Origin of the sequence: Streptomyces mangrovi (assembly GCF_900114215.1) — a bacterium.
GTDB lineage: Bacteria > Actinomycetota > Actinomycetes > Streptomycetales > Streptomycetaceae > Streptomyces > Streptomyces barkulensis.
Genome location: NZ_FOSG01000004.1, coordinates 121,440 through 137,194 on the forward strand (window position 1 = coordinate 121,440; position 15,755 = coordinate 137,194).

At 74.6% G+C, this 15,755-nt stretch carries 16 protein-coding genes; 2 read left to right on the forward strand and 14 right to left on the reverse strand.

Features of this window, described 5'->3' with window-relative positions:
- Window positions 1-9: 9 nt before the first annotated feature.
- From BM237_RS07090 to bioB, 10 genes are all read right to left on the reverse strand, one after another.
- Window positions 10-861, reverse strand: a complete 852-nt coding sequence (locus BM237_RS07090; protein WP_093848901.1) for an SGNH/GDSL hydrolase family protein — start codon at window positions 859-861, stop codon at window positions 10-12.
- 96 nt (window positions 862-957) lie between these two features.
- The gene (locus BM237_RS07095) at window positions 958-1,965 is read right to left on the reverse strand and encodes a hemolysin family protein (RefSeq protein ID WP_093848668.1); all 1,008 of its coding nucleotides are present in this window, start codon (window positions 1,963-1,965) and stop codon (window positions 958-960) included.
- Window positions 1,962-3,440: a hemolysin family protein gene (locus tag BM237_RS07100; protein ID WP_093848669.1), complete on the reverse strand. Its 1,479-nt coding sequence runs from the start codon at window positions 3,438-3,440 to the stop codon at window positions 1,962-1,964. The genes BM237_RS07095 and BM237_RS07100 overlap by 4 nt, the downstream gene beginning before the upstream one ends.
- Window positions 3,441-3,725: 285 nt before the next feature.
- Window positions 3,726-4,208, reverse strand: a complete 483-nt coding sequence (locus BM237_RS07105) for a GNAT family N-acetyltransferase (RefSeq protein WP_093848670.1) — start codon at window positions 4,206-4,208, stop codon at window positions 3,726-3,728.
- Window positions 4,209-4,273: 65 nt separating this feature from the next.
- Window positions 4,274-5,164 (reverse strand): LLM class F420-dependent oxidoreductase, encoded by an 891-nt coding sequence (locus tag BM237_RS07110; protein ID WP_093848671.1) that lies wholly within the window; start codon window positions 5,162-5,164, stop codon window positions 4,274-4,276.
- A 94-nt stretch (window positions 5,165-5,258) separates the two neighbouring features.
- Window positions 5,259-6,038 carry an ABC transporter ATP-binding protein gene (locus tag BM237_RS07115; RefSeq protein ID WP_245793461.1) on the reverse strand — a complete coding sequence of 260 codons (780 nt, stop codon included), beginning with the start codon at window positions 6,036-6,038 and terminating at the stop codon, window positions 5,259-5,261.
- Window positions 6,039-6,188: 150 nt separating this feature from the next.
- Window positions 6,189-6,857, reverse strand: coding sequence for a class I SAM-dependent methyltransferase (locus BM237_RS07120; RefSeq protein WP_093848673.1), 669 nt, complete (start codon window positions 6,855-6,857; stop codon window positions 6,189-6,191).
- Between the two features lie 16 nt (window positions 6,858-6,873).
- Window positions 6,874-7,608, reverse strand: a complete 735-nt coding sequence (gene bioD, locus BM237_RS07125) for a dethiobiotin synthase (protein ID WP_175540914.1) — start codon at window positions 7,606-7,608, stop codon at window positions 6,874-6,876.
- Window positions 7,609-7,698: 90 nt separating this feature from the next.
- Complete coding sequence (locus BM237_RS07130; RefSeq protein ID WP_093848675.1) at window positions 7,699-9,036, reverse strand: adenosylmethionine--8-amino-7-oxononanoate transaminase; 1,338 nt, start codon at window positions 9,034-9,036, stop codon at window positions 7,699-7,701.
- Window positions 9,029-10,309: a biotin synthase BioB gene (gene bioB / locus BM237_RS07135; protein ID WP_093848676.1), complete on the reverse strand. Its 1,281-nt coding sequence runs from the start codon at window positions 10,307-10,309 to the stop codon at window positions 9,029-9,031. Before bioB ends, BM237_RS07130 begins: the two co-directional genes overlap by 8 nt.
- 150 nt (window positions 10,310-10,459) lie before the next feature.
- Between bioB and BM237_RS07140 the strand changes: the two genes are divergently transcribed.
- On the forward strand, window positions 10,460-11,632 hold the full coding sequence (locus BM237_RS07140; RefSeq protein ID WP_093848677.1) for an 8-amino-7-oxononanoate synthase: 1,173 nt from the start codon (window positions 10,460-10,462) through the stop codon (window positions 11,630-11,632).
- 53 nt (window positions 11,633-11,685) lie between these two features.
- On the opposite strand, the gene BM237_RS07145 is transcribed toward BM237_RS07140, so the two are convergent.
- From BM237_RS07145 to argG, 3 genes are all read right to left on the reverse strand, one after another.
- Complete coding sequence (locus BM237_RS07145) at window positions 11,686-12,213, reverse strand: DUF6328 family protein (RefSeq protein ID WP_093848902.1); 528 nt, start codon at window positions 12,211-12,213, stop codon at window positions 11,686-11,688.
- 109 nt (window positions 12,214-12,322) lie between these two features.
- Window positions 12,323-13,054 (reverse strand): lysophospholipid acyltransferase family protein, encoded by a 732-nt coding sequence (locus tag BM237_RS07150; RefSeq protein ID WP_093848678.1) that lies wholly within the window; start codon window positions 13,052-13,054, stop codon window positions 12,323-12,325.
- A 279-nt stretch (window positions 13,055-13,333) separates the two neighbouring features.
- Window positions 13,334-14,758 carry an argininosuccinate synthase gene (argG, locus tag BM237_RS07155; RefSeq protein WP_093848679.1) on the reverse strand — a complete coding sequence of 475 codons (1,425 nt, stop codon included), beginning with the start codon at window positions 14,756-14,758 and terminating at the stop codon, window positions 13,334-13,336.
- Between the two features lie 217 nt (window positions 14,759-14,975).
- On the opposite strand from argG, the gene BM237_RS07160 reads away from it, so the two are divergent.
- The gene (locus BM237_RS07160) at window positions 14,976-15,410 is read left to right on the forward strand and encodes an SSI family serine proteinase inhibitor (RefSeq protein WP_093848680.1); all 435 of its coding nucleotides are present in this window, start codon (window positions 14,976-14,978) and stop codon (window positions 15,408-15,410) included.
- Between the two features lie 113 nt (window positions 15,411-15,523).
- On the opposite strand, the gene BM237_RS29185 is transcribed toward BM237_RS07160, so the two are convergent.
- Entirely contained in the window at window positions 15,524-15,682 is a 159-nt protein-coding gene (locus tag BM237_RS29185) for a hypothetical protein (RefSeq protein ID WP_175540915.1), read from the reverse strand.
- Window positions 15,683-15,755: the final 73 nt, after the last annotated feature.

Below are 15,755 nucleotides of genomic sequence, written 5' to 3' on the forward strand. Positions count from 1 at the left end.
CCGGGGATTCTACGGGGTGTCCTCGCAGGCCAGCGGTGCCAGGTCGGGTGCGGGGTACCGGCCCCGGTCCACGGCCGGGTCCAGCGGTGCCAGGTCGGGCCGCTTGGGTGTCAGTCCGTCGCCCGAGGAGCGTCCGGTCAGCCGCCGGCCGATCCACGGGAGCAGATGGCGGCGGGTGAAGCGCAGGTCGGCGACGCGGCGCGCGTACCAGCCGGGCAGGACGGCGGGAGGCAGGGCCGCGTGCCAGTCGGCCTCGGCCTCGTGCCCCAGCCGCTGCCAGACGGCCTCGGCCACCCGCTCGTGCCCCTCGGCGGTCAGGTGCAGCCGGTCGTCGTCCCACATCCTCGGATCGCCCAGCGCCTCGCAGCCGTACAGGTCCACCACCAGGGCGCCGTGCCGATCGGCGAGATCGTCGATGAAGTCGAAGAGGTGCTCCATGCGCGCCCGGTAGCGCTCCAGCACCGGCCCGCGCCGCCCGGGGCTGCGCATCAGCACCAGGTGGCGGCACTCGGGGGCGAGTCTGGCGACCGACTCCTCCAGCAGGCCGCACACCCGGCCCATGTCGCACTTGGGGCGCAGTACGTCGTTGAGGCCGCCGACCAGTGTCACCAGATCCGCGCCCATGGCGGCGGCCGGTTCCACCTGTTCCTCGGCGATCTGCCGGATCAGCTTGCCGCGCACCGCCAGGTTGGCGTAGCGGAAGCCGTCGGTGCGCGCGGCGAGGCGGGCGGCGAGGAGGTCCGCCCAGCCGCGGTAACTGCCGTCCGGCAGCAGGTCCGACATGCCCTCGGTGAAGGAGTCCCCGAGGGCGACGAAGCTGGTGATGGCGGGCGGGGCGGGCGAGTCGGTTGCACTGTCCATGGCGCGGAACATGATAACCGACCGCTTGGTACGTGCCTTCTCCCGGTGCACGTCTCCTTGCGGTGCGCGTCTCCTCGGGGGCGCCCCGCTCCGCCGTCAGCGGCCCACCAGCTCGCGCAGCACGTCCTCCATGGTGACCAGCCCGACCGCGCGCCCGTCCGTGCCGATCACCGCCGCCAGGTGGGTGGCGCTGCCGCGCATCGCGCCCAGCACGTCGTCCAGCGGCGTCGTCGCCCGTACCCGGGCGATCGGCCGCAGCGCCGCGACGGGGAAGGGCGCGTCGCGGTGCACGGCGTCGAGCGCGTCCTTGACGTGCAGATAACCCAGCGCCCTGCCCCGGTCGTCCACCACGGGGAAGCGGGAGAACCCGCTGCGCGCGGAGAGCTGCTCCAGCCCCTCGGGAGTGACGCCGAACGGGGCGAAGACGACGCGGTCGGTGGGCCGTACGACGTCCTCGACCGGGCGCCGGCCCAGTTCCAGCACGTCGCGCAGCCGCTCCGTGGCGCGCTCGTCCAGCAGCCCGGCCTCGCTGGAGTCGGCCACCAGCCGGGCCAGCTCGTCGTCGGAGTAGGTCGCCGAGACCTCGTCCTTGGGCTCCACCCGCAGCAGCTTCAGCAGGCCGTTGGCCAGGGCGTTGACACCGAAGATCACCGGCCGCAGGGCCCGGGTGAGGGCGACCAGCGGCGGTCCCAGCAGCAGCGCCGCGCGCTCGGGCGCCGCCAGCGCGATGTTCTTCGGCACCATCTCGCCCAGCAGCATGTGCAGATACGTCGCCACCGCCAGCGCGATCACGAAGGCGATCGGATGGATCAGGCCCTCCGGCACGCCGGCGAGGTGGAACACCGGCTCCAGCAGATGCGCGATCGCGGGCTCGGCGACCACGCCCAGCACCAGGGTGCACAGGGTGATGCCCAGCTGGGCGGTGGCCATCAGGGCCGACACGTGCTCCAGACCCCACACCACACCGCGCGCCCGCTTCTCGCCGCGCTCGGCGAGCGGTTCGACCTGGCTGCGGCGCACCGAGATCATCGCGAACTCCGCGCCCACGAAGAAGGCGTTGGCGACCAGGGTCAGCAGGCCGATCAGCAGTTGGACGGCGGTCATCGGTCCGCCTCCCCGCTCCGGGCGCCGACCCGGGCGCCGCGGCGCCCGCCGGTGTCCCCGAGGCGCCCGCCGGTGTCCCCAAGGCCGCCATGGCCACCGCCGGCCCGGTCGTGGTCGTCCCGGCCGCCGTCGTGGTCGTCGTGGCCGTCCCCGTCACCGGGTTCGGGCGGGGCGGTCAGCCGTACCCCGGCGGCCCGCCGTCCGGTCGCGTCCACGACCTCCAGCCGCCATCCGGCGACCTCCAGGACGTCGCCCACGACCGGAATACGGCCCAGTTCGGTGGCGACCAGCCCGGCCAGGGTCTCGTAGGGGCCGTCCGGGGCGCGCAGGCCGATCTCCTCCAGCCGGTCGGTGCGGGCCGCGCCGTCCGCGTCGTAGACGGTACGGCCCTCCTCGTCCGCGCCCGCCGGGACCAGATCGGGGGTCTGGAGCGGATCGTGCTCGTCGCGGACCTCGCCCACGACCTCCTCGATGATGTCCTCCAGGGTGACGACCCCGGCGGTGCCGCCGTACTCGTCGATCACCACCGCCATGCTGTTCCTTCCCTGCTTGCCCGACAGCCGGTCCAGCAGCCGGTCCACGGTCAGCGACTCCGGCACGAGCACCGGCTCGCGCAGCAGCCCGGCGACCGGGCAGCCGGCGCGGCGTCCGGCGGGGACGGCGATGACGTCCTTGACGTGGGCGACGCCGACCACGGTGTCGAGGTTGCCGCGGTAGACCGGGAAGCGGGACAGGCCCGTCGCCCGGGCGGCGTTGACCACGTCCTGGGCGGATGTGCTCTCCTCCAGCGCGGTGACCTGGACGCGTGGCGTCATCACGCTCTGCGCGGTCAGCTCGGAGAGCCGGATGGTGCGGACGAACAGTTCCGCGGTGTCCGCCTCCAGGGCGCCCTCCTTCGCCGAGTGGCGTGCGAGCGCGACCAGCTCCTGCGGGGAGCGGGCCGAGGCCAGTTCCTCGGTGGGCTCCAGGCCGAGCCGGTGGAGAACCCGGTTGGCGGTGTTGTTCAGATGGGTGATCAGCGGCCGGAAGGCGGCGCTGAAACCGCGCTGCAGGCCGCCGACCCGGCGGGCGACCGGCAGCGGCCGGGAGATCGCCCAGTTCTTCGGCACCAGCTCGCCGACGACCATCAGCACCACCGTGGACAGCACCGTGCCCGCCACCAGCGCCACCGAGGACGCCGCCGAGTCGGGCAGCCCGGCCGCCCGCAGCGGGCCGGCCAGCAGCCGCGCGGTCGAGGGCTCGGAGAGCATGCCGATGATCAGACCGGTCACGGTGATGCCGAGCTGAGCGCCGGAGAGCTGGAAGGTCAGGGACCGCACCGCCGTCAGAGCGCTGTCGGCGCCCGGTTCACCGCGCTCGGCGGCCCGTTCCAGATCGCCGCGCTCGACGGTGGTCAGCGAGAACTCCGCCGCGACGAACACGGCACAGGCCAGGGTCAGCAGCAGTGCCAGAAACAGGAGGAGCACTTCGGTCACCGGGTCACCCCCGTCCCCTGGTCCGGCGGGACGGAGAGAGCCGCTCGACGGCGGTGTTCGCGGCCGGTTCCACCGCCGCTTCTACTGCCGGCTCTGCTGCCGGTACTACTGGGAGGCTCGCCCATGGGCGGACGCTCACACACCTTTCTCTGGGATGTCGCTCCGGAGCGCGCGCCGTGGACACGGCGGCCGCGATACACGGCTCGAGCGCGCGATGGGCAGTCCATCGTATGCGAGCCGCCGCGCACTGCCCGGGGTCGCCGGTCCGCCTCCGGGCCGCGCCCGTCAGTCCAGCGGCTTCACCCACCGGCTCCACTGCGGCTGCGGCGCGTAGCCGGCCGCACGCCAGGCATGGTGGGCGGAGGTGTTGCGGTCGAGGACCATGGCGTCGGCCCGGCGCCCGCCCAGCGCGGCGAACCGCGCCTCGGCCGCCGCCAGCAGGGCCGAGGCCACACCGCGGCGGCGGTGCGCCGGATGGACCGCGAGCCGGTACAGATGGCAGCGCCAGCCGTCGAAGCCCGCTATCACCGAGCCGATCACCGGCCCGGCATCCGGCGCTCCGGCGGCCGCGGGCTCCCCGGGGCTCCCGCCGGGCACGGCCAGCAGCAGCGCCCCCGGGTCCCGGTCGATCAGCCGGGCCACTCCCGCACGGTCGTCGCTGATGCTCGTCCCCTCCGCGGCCCGGGCCCAGAAGGCCAGGACGGCGTCGATGTCCGGGGCGAGGGCGGTCCGGATCCGGAGGCCGGGGCTGTTCACAAGATCGTCCATGACGGCATCCCAGCACCGGCCGGGCGGCGTACGCGCGGTGTCTCGGCATGTGGTCACCAGGGGCGTCAGCTGCCCCGCAACTCCTCGATCACCGCTCCGAAGGCCTCCATGTACTCGTCGAGCACGCAGATGTAGCTGAAGCCGTACCGCTCGCGGTGGGCGCGCACCTGCTCGGCGATCTGTCCGACGCTGCCGGTGAGCAGGGCCGGGTGCTCCAGGAGTTCGTCCTCCGTCGCGCCCAGGGCGTACGGGACCAGCTCGCGGGCCGCCGCGCGCCGGTCGTCGGTGACGATCACCCGCTGGACGAGGTAGTTCAGCTCGGCGGGCTCCTCCCGGCCGGCGGCGGAGCGGTGGTAGGCGGCCGTCCGATCCTCCAGCTCGTCCGGGCTGACCAGGTGGATGACGCCCTCGGGTGCGCCGGGGGCCTGCCGGGCCCCGGTGAAGGCGGCGATGTCGGCGCGGCGGGCGGCCAGTCGCAGCACCCGGTCGCCGTTGCCGCCGATCAGCAGCGGCGGGCGGGGCCGCTGCCGGGGCGCGGGGACGTGCTCGGGGTCGGTCAGGAGCCGGTCCAGCTCGGCGACGGTGTGCTCCAGGTGGTCCACCCGCTCGCCCGGCGACCCCCACGGCAGCCCGGCCCGCTCGTGCTCGGAGCGCACGTACCCGGTGCCCAGCCCCAGCTCCAGCCGTCCGCCCGTCAGCCGGTCGCAGGTGGCGACCTCGCGGGCCAGCAGAGCGGGGTTCCAGAAGCCCGCGTTGAGCACGAAGGTGCCCACGCGGGGCCGCCGGGTGGCCTCGGCCGCGGCGACCAGCGCCGGGAACGGCGCGGGAGCGCCCAGGTGGTCGGGCACGAGCAGCACGTCGTACCCCAGCTCCTCGGCACGGCGGCACCTGGCACGCCAGGCGTCGCGGGAGTCGAGGGCGACCAGGTTGACGCCGAAACGGAACGGTCGTGTCATACGGCTCTCCTCACGGTTCGGTCTGCGGGAGGGGTTCGGGCCCCGGCCGCGTCCCGGCCGCTTTCCGGGGACGGCGGAGCGGGGCGGGCCGGGGTCAGTACTGCCGCACGGGGTCGAACCGCTTCATCCGCTCAAGGACCGCCTCGGCGGTGGGGCGCGGCATCTCGTCGACGATGCGCCCGTCGGCCAGGAAGAGCACCTGGTCGGCGTGGGCCGCGGCGCCCGGGTCGTGGGTCACCATCACCACCGTCTGCCCCAGGTCGTCGACCGCCCGGCGCAGGAAGTCCAGCAGCTCCAGCCCGGAGCGCGAGTCGAGGTTCCCGGTCGGCTCGTCGGCGAAGACCAGCCTCGGACGGGAGGCCAGCGCACGGGCGCACGCCACCCGCTGCTGCTGGCCGCCGGAGAGCTGGGTGGGCCGGTGGTCGAGGCGGTCCCGCAGCCGGAGCGTGTCGATCACCGTGTCCAGCCACCGTCGGTCCGGCCCGCGGCCCCCGATGTCCATGGGCAGCGTGATGTTCTCCAGGGCCGTCAGGGTGGGCAGCAGGTTGAAGGACTGGAACACGAAGCCGATCTCGTCCCGCCGCAGCCGCGTCAGCTCCGCGTCCCCCAGCCCGGTGACCTCGGTGTCGCCGATCCACACCCTTCCCTCGGTGACGGTGTCCAGCCCGGCCAGGCAGTACATCAGCGTCGACTTGCCCGAGCCGGACGGGCCCATCACCGCGGTGAACCGGCCCTCGGCGATGTCGACGTCCACCGAGTCGAGTGCCACCACGGCCGTCTCGCCGCTGCCGTAGGTCTTGGTCAGCCCGCGGGCCCGGGCGGCGGACCGCTCCGCCTCCGGCGCCTCGCTCGCCTTCCGCGCGTCAGTGGACACCGCACCTCCCGGTTCGGACGGACGGCTCCCCCACGGGAGCCGGGACGACTGACAGGTCCGTACCCGGTGCGGGGCCATCCATCCACGGGGCGGCGGCGGGAGCGCCCCGGAAGCCGCGGCCATGACGCGCACCCGGCCGCCCCGGCGGTGTCACGGCCGCCGCGCACCGCCCAGGACGTGTGCCGAGACCGGTGTCGGAGCGCCCTTCTCCGGAACCCGCAGCCGCCGCAGGGACAGCTCGGTGAAGCCCGCCGCCCCGATCGCGGCCACGGTGTCGCGTGCGGTGTGGCAGCCGCCGAACAGGCGCGGCCACACGGTGCGGTCCAGCGACCGCTGGACGAGGGCCATCGTGGTGCCGTCGGCCCTGACGTGCTCGTAGAAGCACAGCCGGCCGCCCGGCCGCAGCACCCGGCGGATCTCTGCCAGGGCGCGGTCGGGGTCCCTCACCGAGCACAGCACCAGCGACACCACGGCCGCGTCGAACGCCTCGCCGTCCAGCGGGAGCTCCTCCGCGACGCCGGGGACCACACGGACGGGGACGGCGGCGCGCGCCGCGGCGTCCCGTGCCACCCGCCGCAGCAGCGGCTCCGGTTCCACCGCCACCACCTCGCGCACGGCGGCCGGGTAGCGGCCGAAGTTCAGGCCGCTGCCCGCCCCGACCTCGACCACCCGGCCGGACAGCCCGGCCAGCAGCTCGGCGCGGTGCGCGCCGATCCCGGCCCGTTCGTCCACCGCCGGGGCGAAGCGGGCGTAGTAGCGCGCGAAGACGGGGTGGTGCACGGCGTCGGTCGCGGACCTGCGGCGGGGGGCCATGGGCATCCTCCGGGAGGGGCTCTCACCTCGGTGCGGTCTCCCATTCTCCCTCCGCCGGCCGGGTCCCACCCTTCCAGGAGCCCCCCAGCCGAGGGGAGAGCCAGCCCGCCGCCCGCCCGCGGAACACCGGGGGTTCCAGCGAGCCCGCCCCCTGCGGCAGCAGCCCCGCCAGCGGGGCGTCCGCCGCCACCGGGAGGTCCGCCAGATTGCAGCGGGCCGCGAGATCCGGCTCGCGCGGCCAGCTGCCGACCACCACCCCGGCGCACTCCAGGCTCCTGGAGCGCAGTGCCTCGGTCGTCAGCGCCGTCGCGTTCAGGGTGCCCAGCCCGGCGGCGGCGACCACCAGCACCGGGGCGCCCAGCAGCCGGGCCGCGTCGGCGAGGGTCGAGCCCCGCTCGTCGAAGCGGACCAGCAGCCCGCCCGCGCCCTCGACCAGCACCAGGTCGTGCTCCTCCTCCAGAGCCCGCGCCGTCTCCGCCACCGCCTCGGGACGCACCCGGGGCAGACCGGCCCGGCGCGCCGCCGTCTCGGGGGCCAGCGGCTCGGGGTAGCGGGCGAGTTCCACGGCGGTCACGTCCGCGCCGGCCAGACGCCGCACCTCGGCCGCGTCCCCCGGTTCGCCCTCGGCCACCCCGGTCTGCGCGGGTTTGAGCACGGCCACCGAGCGTCCCGCCGCCACCGCCGCGGCGGCCAGCGCCGCCGTGGCCACGGTCTTGCCGACCTCCGTGCCCGTCCCGGTGACGACCAGCACCGACATGTTCGCGCCTCTCCTCGCTCCTTCGGGCACCGGGGCGTTCCCGGCCCGCTTCCGCACCTCCTGCCCGGCCCGTCTGCCCGGCCCGACTGCTCAGCCCGCCCGCGCCGCCGCGCACACCGCGGCCGCGATCCGCGCCACGTCCTCGTCGCCGGTGACGTAGGGAGGCATGGTGTACACCAGGTCGCGGAACGGCCGCAGCCACACGCCGGCGCGTACCGCCGCCTCGGTGGCCGCCGCCATGTCCACCTCGTGGTCGAGCTGGACCACTCCGATCGCCCCCAGCACGCGCACGTCCCGCACCCCCGGCAGCGCGGCGGCCCCGGCGAGCCCGGCGCGCAGCCCCGCCTCGATCCGCTTCACCTCGCCCGCCCAGTCCTGGGCGAGCAGCAGGTCCAGGGAGGCCACCGCGATCGCCGCCGCCAGCGGGTTGCCCATGAACGTGGGGCCGTGGGCCAGCACCGGCACCTCGCCGCGCGAGATGCCCTCCGCCACCCGCGTGGTGCACAAAGTCGCGGCCATCGTCAGATAACCGCCGGTCAGCGCCTTGCCGACGCACATCACATCGGGGGTCACCCCCGCGTGGCCGGCCGCGAACAGGGAGCCGGTACGGCCGAAGCCGGTGGCGATCTCGTCGAACACCAGCAGCACGCCGTGCTCGTCGCACGCCTCGCGCAGCACCCGCAGATAGGCGGGGGAGTGGAAGCGCATCCCGCCCGCGCCCTGGACCACGGGCTCCACGATCACCGCGGCCAGCTCGTCGGCGTGGGAGGCGATCAGCTCCCGCAGGTGCGCCTCGTAGGCCGGGTCGGGGCCGGTGTCGAAACCGCCCGGCGGAGCGTCCGCGAAGACCTGCTCGGGCAGCGCCCCGGACCACAGGTGGTGCATACCGCCCTCGGGGTCGCACACCGACATCGGCTGCCAGGTGTCCCCGTGGTAGCCGCCGCGCCAGGTCAGCAGCCGCCGCTTGCCCGGCCGTCCCAGCGAACGCCAGTACTGCAGGCACATCTTGACGGCGACTTCGACCGACACCGAACCGGAGTCGGCGAGGAAGACGTGCTCCAGCCCCTGCGGGGTGATGTCCACCAGCCGCCCGGCCAGCCGTACGGCGGGTTCGTGGGTGAGCCCGCCGAACATCACATGGCTCATCCGCTCCAGCTGGGCGCTCGCCGCGTCGTTGAGCACCGGGTGGTTGTAGCCGTGGATCGCCGACCACCACGACGACATCCCGTCGACCAGCTCCACACTGCCCCAGGCCGGCCGTGCCAGCCGCAGCCGGACCCCGGAGGCGGAGGAGACGACCAGCGGTTCGGAGCGGCCGGGCATCGGGCCGTAGGGGTGCCAGACGTGGCGGCGGTCGAGTTCGGCGAGTTCCTCGGGTGGGATGCCGGAGGCAGGGGGGAGGGGGAGCGGGGCGTCGGCGTCAGGCATTGGGCGGCAGCTCCGTGCCCGCGCCCCGCCGCCTCACCGCCACCAGATCGGCGCGGGCCCGTCCGGACGCCGCCGCGGCGCCCGCGCCCCCAAAGACCTCCGTCTCCCCGGCCGCGTCCGGGGCCGGCTCGCCCGCGGTGACGTCCGCGCCTGCGGTGACCGCCGTGTCCGCGCCGTCCGCGGCACCGCCGCCGCAGGGCCCGCAGCCCCCGCCGGCTCCCGCGCCGTCGTGTCCGCCGCAGCCCCCGCCGGACGCGGCGAGCGCGTCCGCCCGGTGCTCCGGCAGCGTCCGCTCCCCGGCGCCCTCCACCTCGAAACCGGCGTCGGCGATCATCTCCAGGTCGGCCTTGCCCGCCTGGCCCTCGCTGGTGAGGTAGTCGCCCAGGAAGATGGAGTTGGCCAGATGCAGGGCCAGTGGCTGCATCGACCGCAGATGCACCTCGCGCCCGCCCGCCAGCCGGACCTCCACATCGGGGCAGACGAAGCGGACCATGGCCAGGATGCGCAGGCAGCGCTGGGGCGTGAGGTTCCACTCCTTGGCCAGCGGAGTCCCCTCGAAGGGGATGAGGAAGTTCACCGGTACCGAGTCCGGGTCCAGCTCACGCAGTGAGAAGACCACGTCCACCAGGTCCGCGTCCGACTCGCCCATGCCCGCGATCAGCCCCGAGCAGGCCGACAGCCCGGCCGCCTGCGCCTGATGGACCGTCTCGACGCGGTCGGCGTAGGTGTGAGTGGTGGTGATCTCCCCGTATGTCGCCTCGGAGGTGTTGAGGTTGTGGTTGTAGGCGTCCGCGCCCGCCTCGCGCAGCCGCTCGGCCTGGCCGCCGGAGAGCAGCCCCAGGCAGGCGCACACCTCAACGCCCTCGTTCTGCTCCTTGATGGCGGCGATGGTCTTCGAGACCCGGTCCACGTCCCGGTCGGTGGGACCGCGTCCGCTGGCCACCAGGCACACCCGCTTGGCGCCCCCGGCCACGCCCGCTCCGGCCGCCGCCGCGGCCTCCTGGGGCTTCAGCCAGGTGTACTTGAGGATGTCGGCCTTCGAGCCCAGCCGCTGCGAGCAGTACGAGCAGTCCTCCGGGCACAGTCCGGACTTCAGGTTGACCAGGTAGTTGAGCTTCACCCGCCGGCCGAACCACTGACGCCGCACCCTTCCGGCCGCGGCCACCACATCGAGGAGTTCGTCGTCGGAGGTGGCCAGTACGGCCAGCGCCTCGTCGCGCGTGGGCAGCTCGCGCCGCAGCCCCTTGTCCACCAGCGTCTTCAGCAGGTCCATGGCGTTGATCCTCGCCTACGCGCCCGCCCGCGGCCAAGGACGAACCCCCACAACCGGGCGGGCGGAAGGTGTGTGTATCGCCACACCCTGTGCGGGTCCGTCCGCCACTACCTTTGGGCGGAACCGACAGAAGGCGAGGGACGGCCCGCCATGCCGCAGGAGCACCGCAGCACCCCGGACCCGTTCGACTGGATCGACGAGCACGCCGAACTGCGCCGCCGCGCGGGCCTGGTGCGCTCCCTGCGCCCCCGGCCCGCCGACTCGGACCTGCTCGACCTCGCCGGCAACGACTACCTGGGCCTGGCCCGGCATCCGGAGGTCGCCGCCGCCGCCTCGGCCGCCGCCCGCCGCTGGGGCGCGGGCTCGACCGGCTCCCGCCTGGTCACCGGCACCACCGAGCTGCACACCGAACTGGAGGCGGAGCTCGCCGACTTCTGCGGTTTCGAGGCCGCCCTGGTGTTCTCCTCCGGCTACGCCGCCAACCTCGCCGCGGTCACCGCCCTGACCGACCGCGGCACGCTGCTGGTCTCCGACGCCGCCAACCACGCCTCCCTGATCGACGGCTGCCGGCTGTCCCGGGCGGAGACCGCCGTCGTACCGCACGCGGACCCCGGCGCCGTGCGCAAGGTGCTCGACGGCTTCGCCGGCCGCGCCGTGGCCGTGACCGACACCGTCTTCTCCGTCGACGGCGACGCCGCGCCGCTGGCCTTTCTGGCCGCCGTCTGCCGCGGTCACGGTGCCGCGCTGCTGGCGGACGACGCGCACGGCCTGGGCGTCCTGGGCGACGGCGGGCGGGGCGCCCTCCACGCGGCGGGCCTGGCGGGGGATCCGGACGTGGTGGCCACCGTGACGCTGTCGAAGTCGCTCGGCAGCCAGGGCGGCGCCGTCCTCGGCCCGGCCCGGGTGATCGACCACCTGGTCAACACCGCCCGCACCTTCGTCTTCGACACCGGCCTCGCCCCGGCCGCAGCCGGCGCCGCCCTCGCCGCGCTGCGGCTGCTGCGGTCCGAGCCCGGCCGTGCCGACCGCGTCCGCGAGGTCGCCACCGGACTGTATGAACGGCTCGCGGGCGCCGGCCTGGACGTCACCCGCCCGGACGCCGCCGTGGTGTCGGTACGCGCGCCCTCTGCGGAGGCGGCCGTGCGCTGGGCCGCCGACTGCCGCGGCGCCTCCTTGGCCGCCGGCTGTTTCCGGCCCCCTTCGGTGCCCGACGGGATCTCCCGGCTGCGGCTGACCGCCCGCGCCGATCTGACGGAGGCCGAGCTGGACGCGGCCGCGGCCACCATCGCGCGCACCGCGCCGCCCGTACAGCCGGACCTCTGACCGGGCGCCCGGCCTGCCGTACGGCCGGTGCGTCCGCCCACTCGCCCGGCCGCTCATCCGGGGTCCGGCGGTCGCTCCCGTGGCGGGCCCGCCGCACGGCTCCGCCGCGCCGCGGCCTTCCGGCGCAGTCCGAAGGGCAGCAGCGCCCACACCGCTGCGCAGAACGCCAGTACGCACGCCGCCACCGCGACCCCCGCGGCCCTCCCCAGCACCACGTCCACCACGAGCAGTACGGCCCCGGTCAGCGCCAGGGCGAGGAGGACCAGCCCGGCTCCGGCCAGCCGTGAGGACACGTCGACGAGCAGCCGTTTGACCCCGCGCCGGAACAGCGCCCGGTGCAGGGCCGCCGGGGCCGTGAAGAGGATGGCGGCGGCGCAGGCCAGCAGCAGCGTGGTGACGTAGGTGCCGCGCTGCACCGCGTCGAGACCGGTGAAGCGCTGGGTGAAGGCGAGGGTGAGGAGGAAGGCGAAGAGGATCTGGACGCCCGTCTGGATGACCCTCAGCTCCTGCAGCAGCTCGAGGAAGTTGCGGTCGGCGCGTTCCAGGGGTGTCTCGTGGCGGTCGGTCATGGGGTCGGTCATGGGGTCGGTGTTGCCGCCCGGAGGGCGCGTCACTCGCCGCCGACCCGGTGGGGCTCCGGCGGTGTCCGGCCCGTCTGCCCGCTCACCCCGGCGCGCGCTCGGCGCAGGTCTACGGTGCGGCGTTCCCCGGAGCCGGGTCCGCGTCGTCGCCGCTCCTGGCGGCCTTCGCCTGCGCGGCCTTGGCGTCGGGCGCGTACAGGTCCACGTACTCCTGGCCGGACAGATTCATGATCGTGTACATGATCTCGTCGGTGACCGCGCGCAGCACCGTCCGCTCGCCGTGCTGGTCGGCGAAGCGCGAGAAGTCCAGCGGCTCGCCGAAGCGGATGGTCACCCGTCCGATCTTCGGCAGCCTCCGGCCCGGGGGCTGGAGCTCGAAGGTGCCCACCATGGCGCACGGGACCACCGGAACCCCGGCCCTGAGAGCCATCGAGGCGACGCCGACCCGCCCCCGGTACAGCCGCCCGTCGTGCGACCGGGTGCCCTCGGGGTAGATGCCGAGCAGCTCCTCCCGGCGCAGCACCCGCAGCCCCTCCTCGACCGCCGCCTGCCCGGCGCCGCGGCCCGAGCGGTCGACCGGGATCTGGCCGATGCTGCGGAAGAAAGCGGCGGTCAGCCTGCCCTTCAGCCCCGGCCCCGTGAAGTACTCCGCCTTGGCGAGGAAGGTGATGCGCCGGTGCAGGATCGCGGGCATCAGGAAGTGGTCGGAGAAGGACAGGTGGTTCCCGGCGATGATCGCCGCGCCCTCGTCCGGGACGTTCTCCAGCCCTTCGATCCGGGGTCTGAACAGCAGTCGCAGCAGTGGGCCCAGCAGGACGTACTTGAGCACGTAGTAGAACACGGGGTGGCTCCCTACCGCACCGGACGGGCCTGCGGGCTGCTTCTTCGCCCCGGCCGCTTCTCGGCCGGAGGGCGCCGGAGAGTCGGTCGGGGAGGAATCAGTGTATGTGCGGGCACCGCGGTGTGCGACCATCCGGTGCCCGTACCCGCCGGTTTCCGCGCCGGCCCGGATGTCGCCAACCCGACCTCGGGGCCACTCGGTTGCGGCCCCGGGCGGGGGCGCCCCCGCCCGGGAACTTCGCGGTCCGGGCGGCCGCGGCGGGCCTCACCGCGGCGGCTCTCAGTCGGTACCCGACTCGATCGCCGCGTGGTCGAGCGCGTCGGAGTCCACCGGTGTCTCCCCTCCCTCGTGGCTGCCCGCCGAGATGGCCTCGGCGCCGCCCGGGGGCAGCTCGCCGATGAGCCCGCCCCACGCGGCGAGCTGGCCGTGGGCCGCGTACTGCTCCAGCTTGCTCCGCGAGTCGGCGATGTCGAGGTTGCGCATGGTCAGCTGCCCGATGCGGTCGTCCGGGACGAACGCCGGGTCGTGGCTGCGCTCCATGGACAGCTTCTCGGGGTGGTAGCTCAGGTGCGGGCCCCGGGTGTCGAGGACGGAGTAGTCCTGGCCGCGGCGCAGCCGTACCGTGACGCTGCCGGTGACCGGCCGGCCGACCCAGCGCTGGAGGCTCTCGCGGAGCATGAGCGCCTGCGGGTCGAACCAGCGGCCCTCGTAGAGCAGCCGCCCGAGCCGGCGCCCCTCCACGTGGTACATGGCCACGGTGTCCTCGTTGTGGATGGCGCCCAGCAGCCGCTCGTAGGCCACGTGCAGCAGCGCCATGCCGGGGGCCTCGTAGACGCCGCGGCTCTTGGCCTCGATGATGCGGTTCTCGATCTGGTCGGACATCCCCAGGCCGTGCCGGCCGCCGATGAGGTTGGCCTCCCGCACCAGCTCGACCGCGCTGGGGAAGGCGCGCCCGTTGATCCGCACGGGGCGCCCGTGCTCGAACTCCACGGTGACGTCCTCGGCCGGGATGTCGATCCCGGGATCCCAGAAGGGGACGCCCATGATCGGGGACACGATCTCCATCGAGGTGTCGAGGTACTCCAGGCGCTTGGCCTCGTGAGTGGCGCCCCAGATGTTCGCGTCGGTGGAGTACGCCTTCTCGGCGGAGTCGCGGTAGGGCAGGTCGCGCTGCGACAGCCAGGCGGACATCTCGTGCCGCCCGCCGAGTTCGGCCACGAACGCCCGGTCCAGCCAGGGCTTGTAGATCCGCAGACCGGGGTTGGCGAGCAGACCGTAGCGGTAGAACCGCTCGATGTCGTTTCCCTTGTAGGTGGAGCCGTCCCCCCAGATGAAGACCTCGTCCTCGCGCATCGCCCGCACCAGCAGGGTGCCCACCACCGCACGGCCGAGCGGGGTGGTGTTGAAGTAGGTCTGCGCGGCCGAGCGGATGTGGAAGGCGCCGCACGCCAGGGCGGCCAGCCCCTCCTCGACGAGGGCGTCGCGGCAGTCGACCAGCCGCGCCCGCTCGGCGCCGTACGCCAGGCCCCGCTCCGGAACGTCGGCCAGGTCGGGCTCGTCGTACTGGCCGACGTCGGCCGTATAGGCATAGGGGACGGCGCCGCGCTCGCGCATCCACGCCACCGCGACAGAGGTGTCCAAACCGCCCGAGAACGCGATACCGATGCGCTCACCGACTGGAAGTTTATTCAGTACCTTCGACATGTATGCATCCTAGACCTGTGTACTCCGGACCCGTCGTCCGCGCCGGGGGAGCGGCTCGGGCGCGAAGGCCGCGGGACGGCCGCGGGACGGCTGCGGGCCCCGGCCGGGGGAGCGGTGCCCGCCGACCGGGTGAAGGGCCGGGCGAGGGTCCTTGCCCGGGGTGCTCCGCCACGGTGGTCTTGGGCGCGCAATCGTGCCCAGCTCCCTGGAGGCCCGCATGTTCCCGCGCCCCCGCACCACCGCCGCCGCGGCACTCGCCGCCGCTGCCGTCGCCGCGCTCCTCGCCCCGGCGTCCGCCGCCCGCGCCGAGGCCCCCGGGGCCCCCGGGGCGCCCGAGGCCGAGCAGGCCCGCGGCGAGGTCTTCCTGACCGTCTCCGACGCCGAGGACACCTGGACACGGGGCGTGATGCTGATCTGCCCGGACGACGGCGGCGGCCCCCACCCCCGTGCGGCCGAGGCCTGCGAGGCCATCGACCGGTCCGGGGGCGAACTGCGCCGGCTCTCCGGCCGTCAGCGCGACTGCACCAACGAGCACCGGCCCGTGGTGGCCGAGGTCACGGGCGTCTGGCGGGGAAGCCGGATCCACTGGCGGTCGGAGTTCCCCAACGCCTGCGCCCTGCTCAGGCAGACCGGAGCGGTGTTCGACTTCTGAGTCCGCTCCCGAGTCCGCCACAGGCGTGTGAGTCCCGGCCCGGGCAGTCCCCCGGGCCGGGACTCACACGCTTGCCGGGGCGGGCCGGGGCGCTCGCCCCGGCAAGCGGCGGCTCACCGCTCCCGCGACGTCACCACGCCCAGGGTCACCAGCCCCAGGACCACCCACGCGAACCACAGCCAGCCGCTGCCGCCCAGCGCGACCGTGTAGGCGGTCACCAGTATCAGGGCGGCCACCGTGGTGACGGTCATGGCCTTCGCCGTCTCCGGCATCGCACACACCTTCCTCCCGAGTCGGTCGGAGCGGGGTCGCCGGTCGCACGGCCGCTGCACCGCCGCGGCCGGC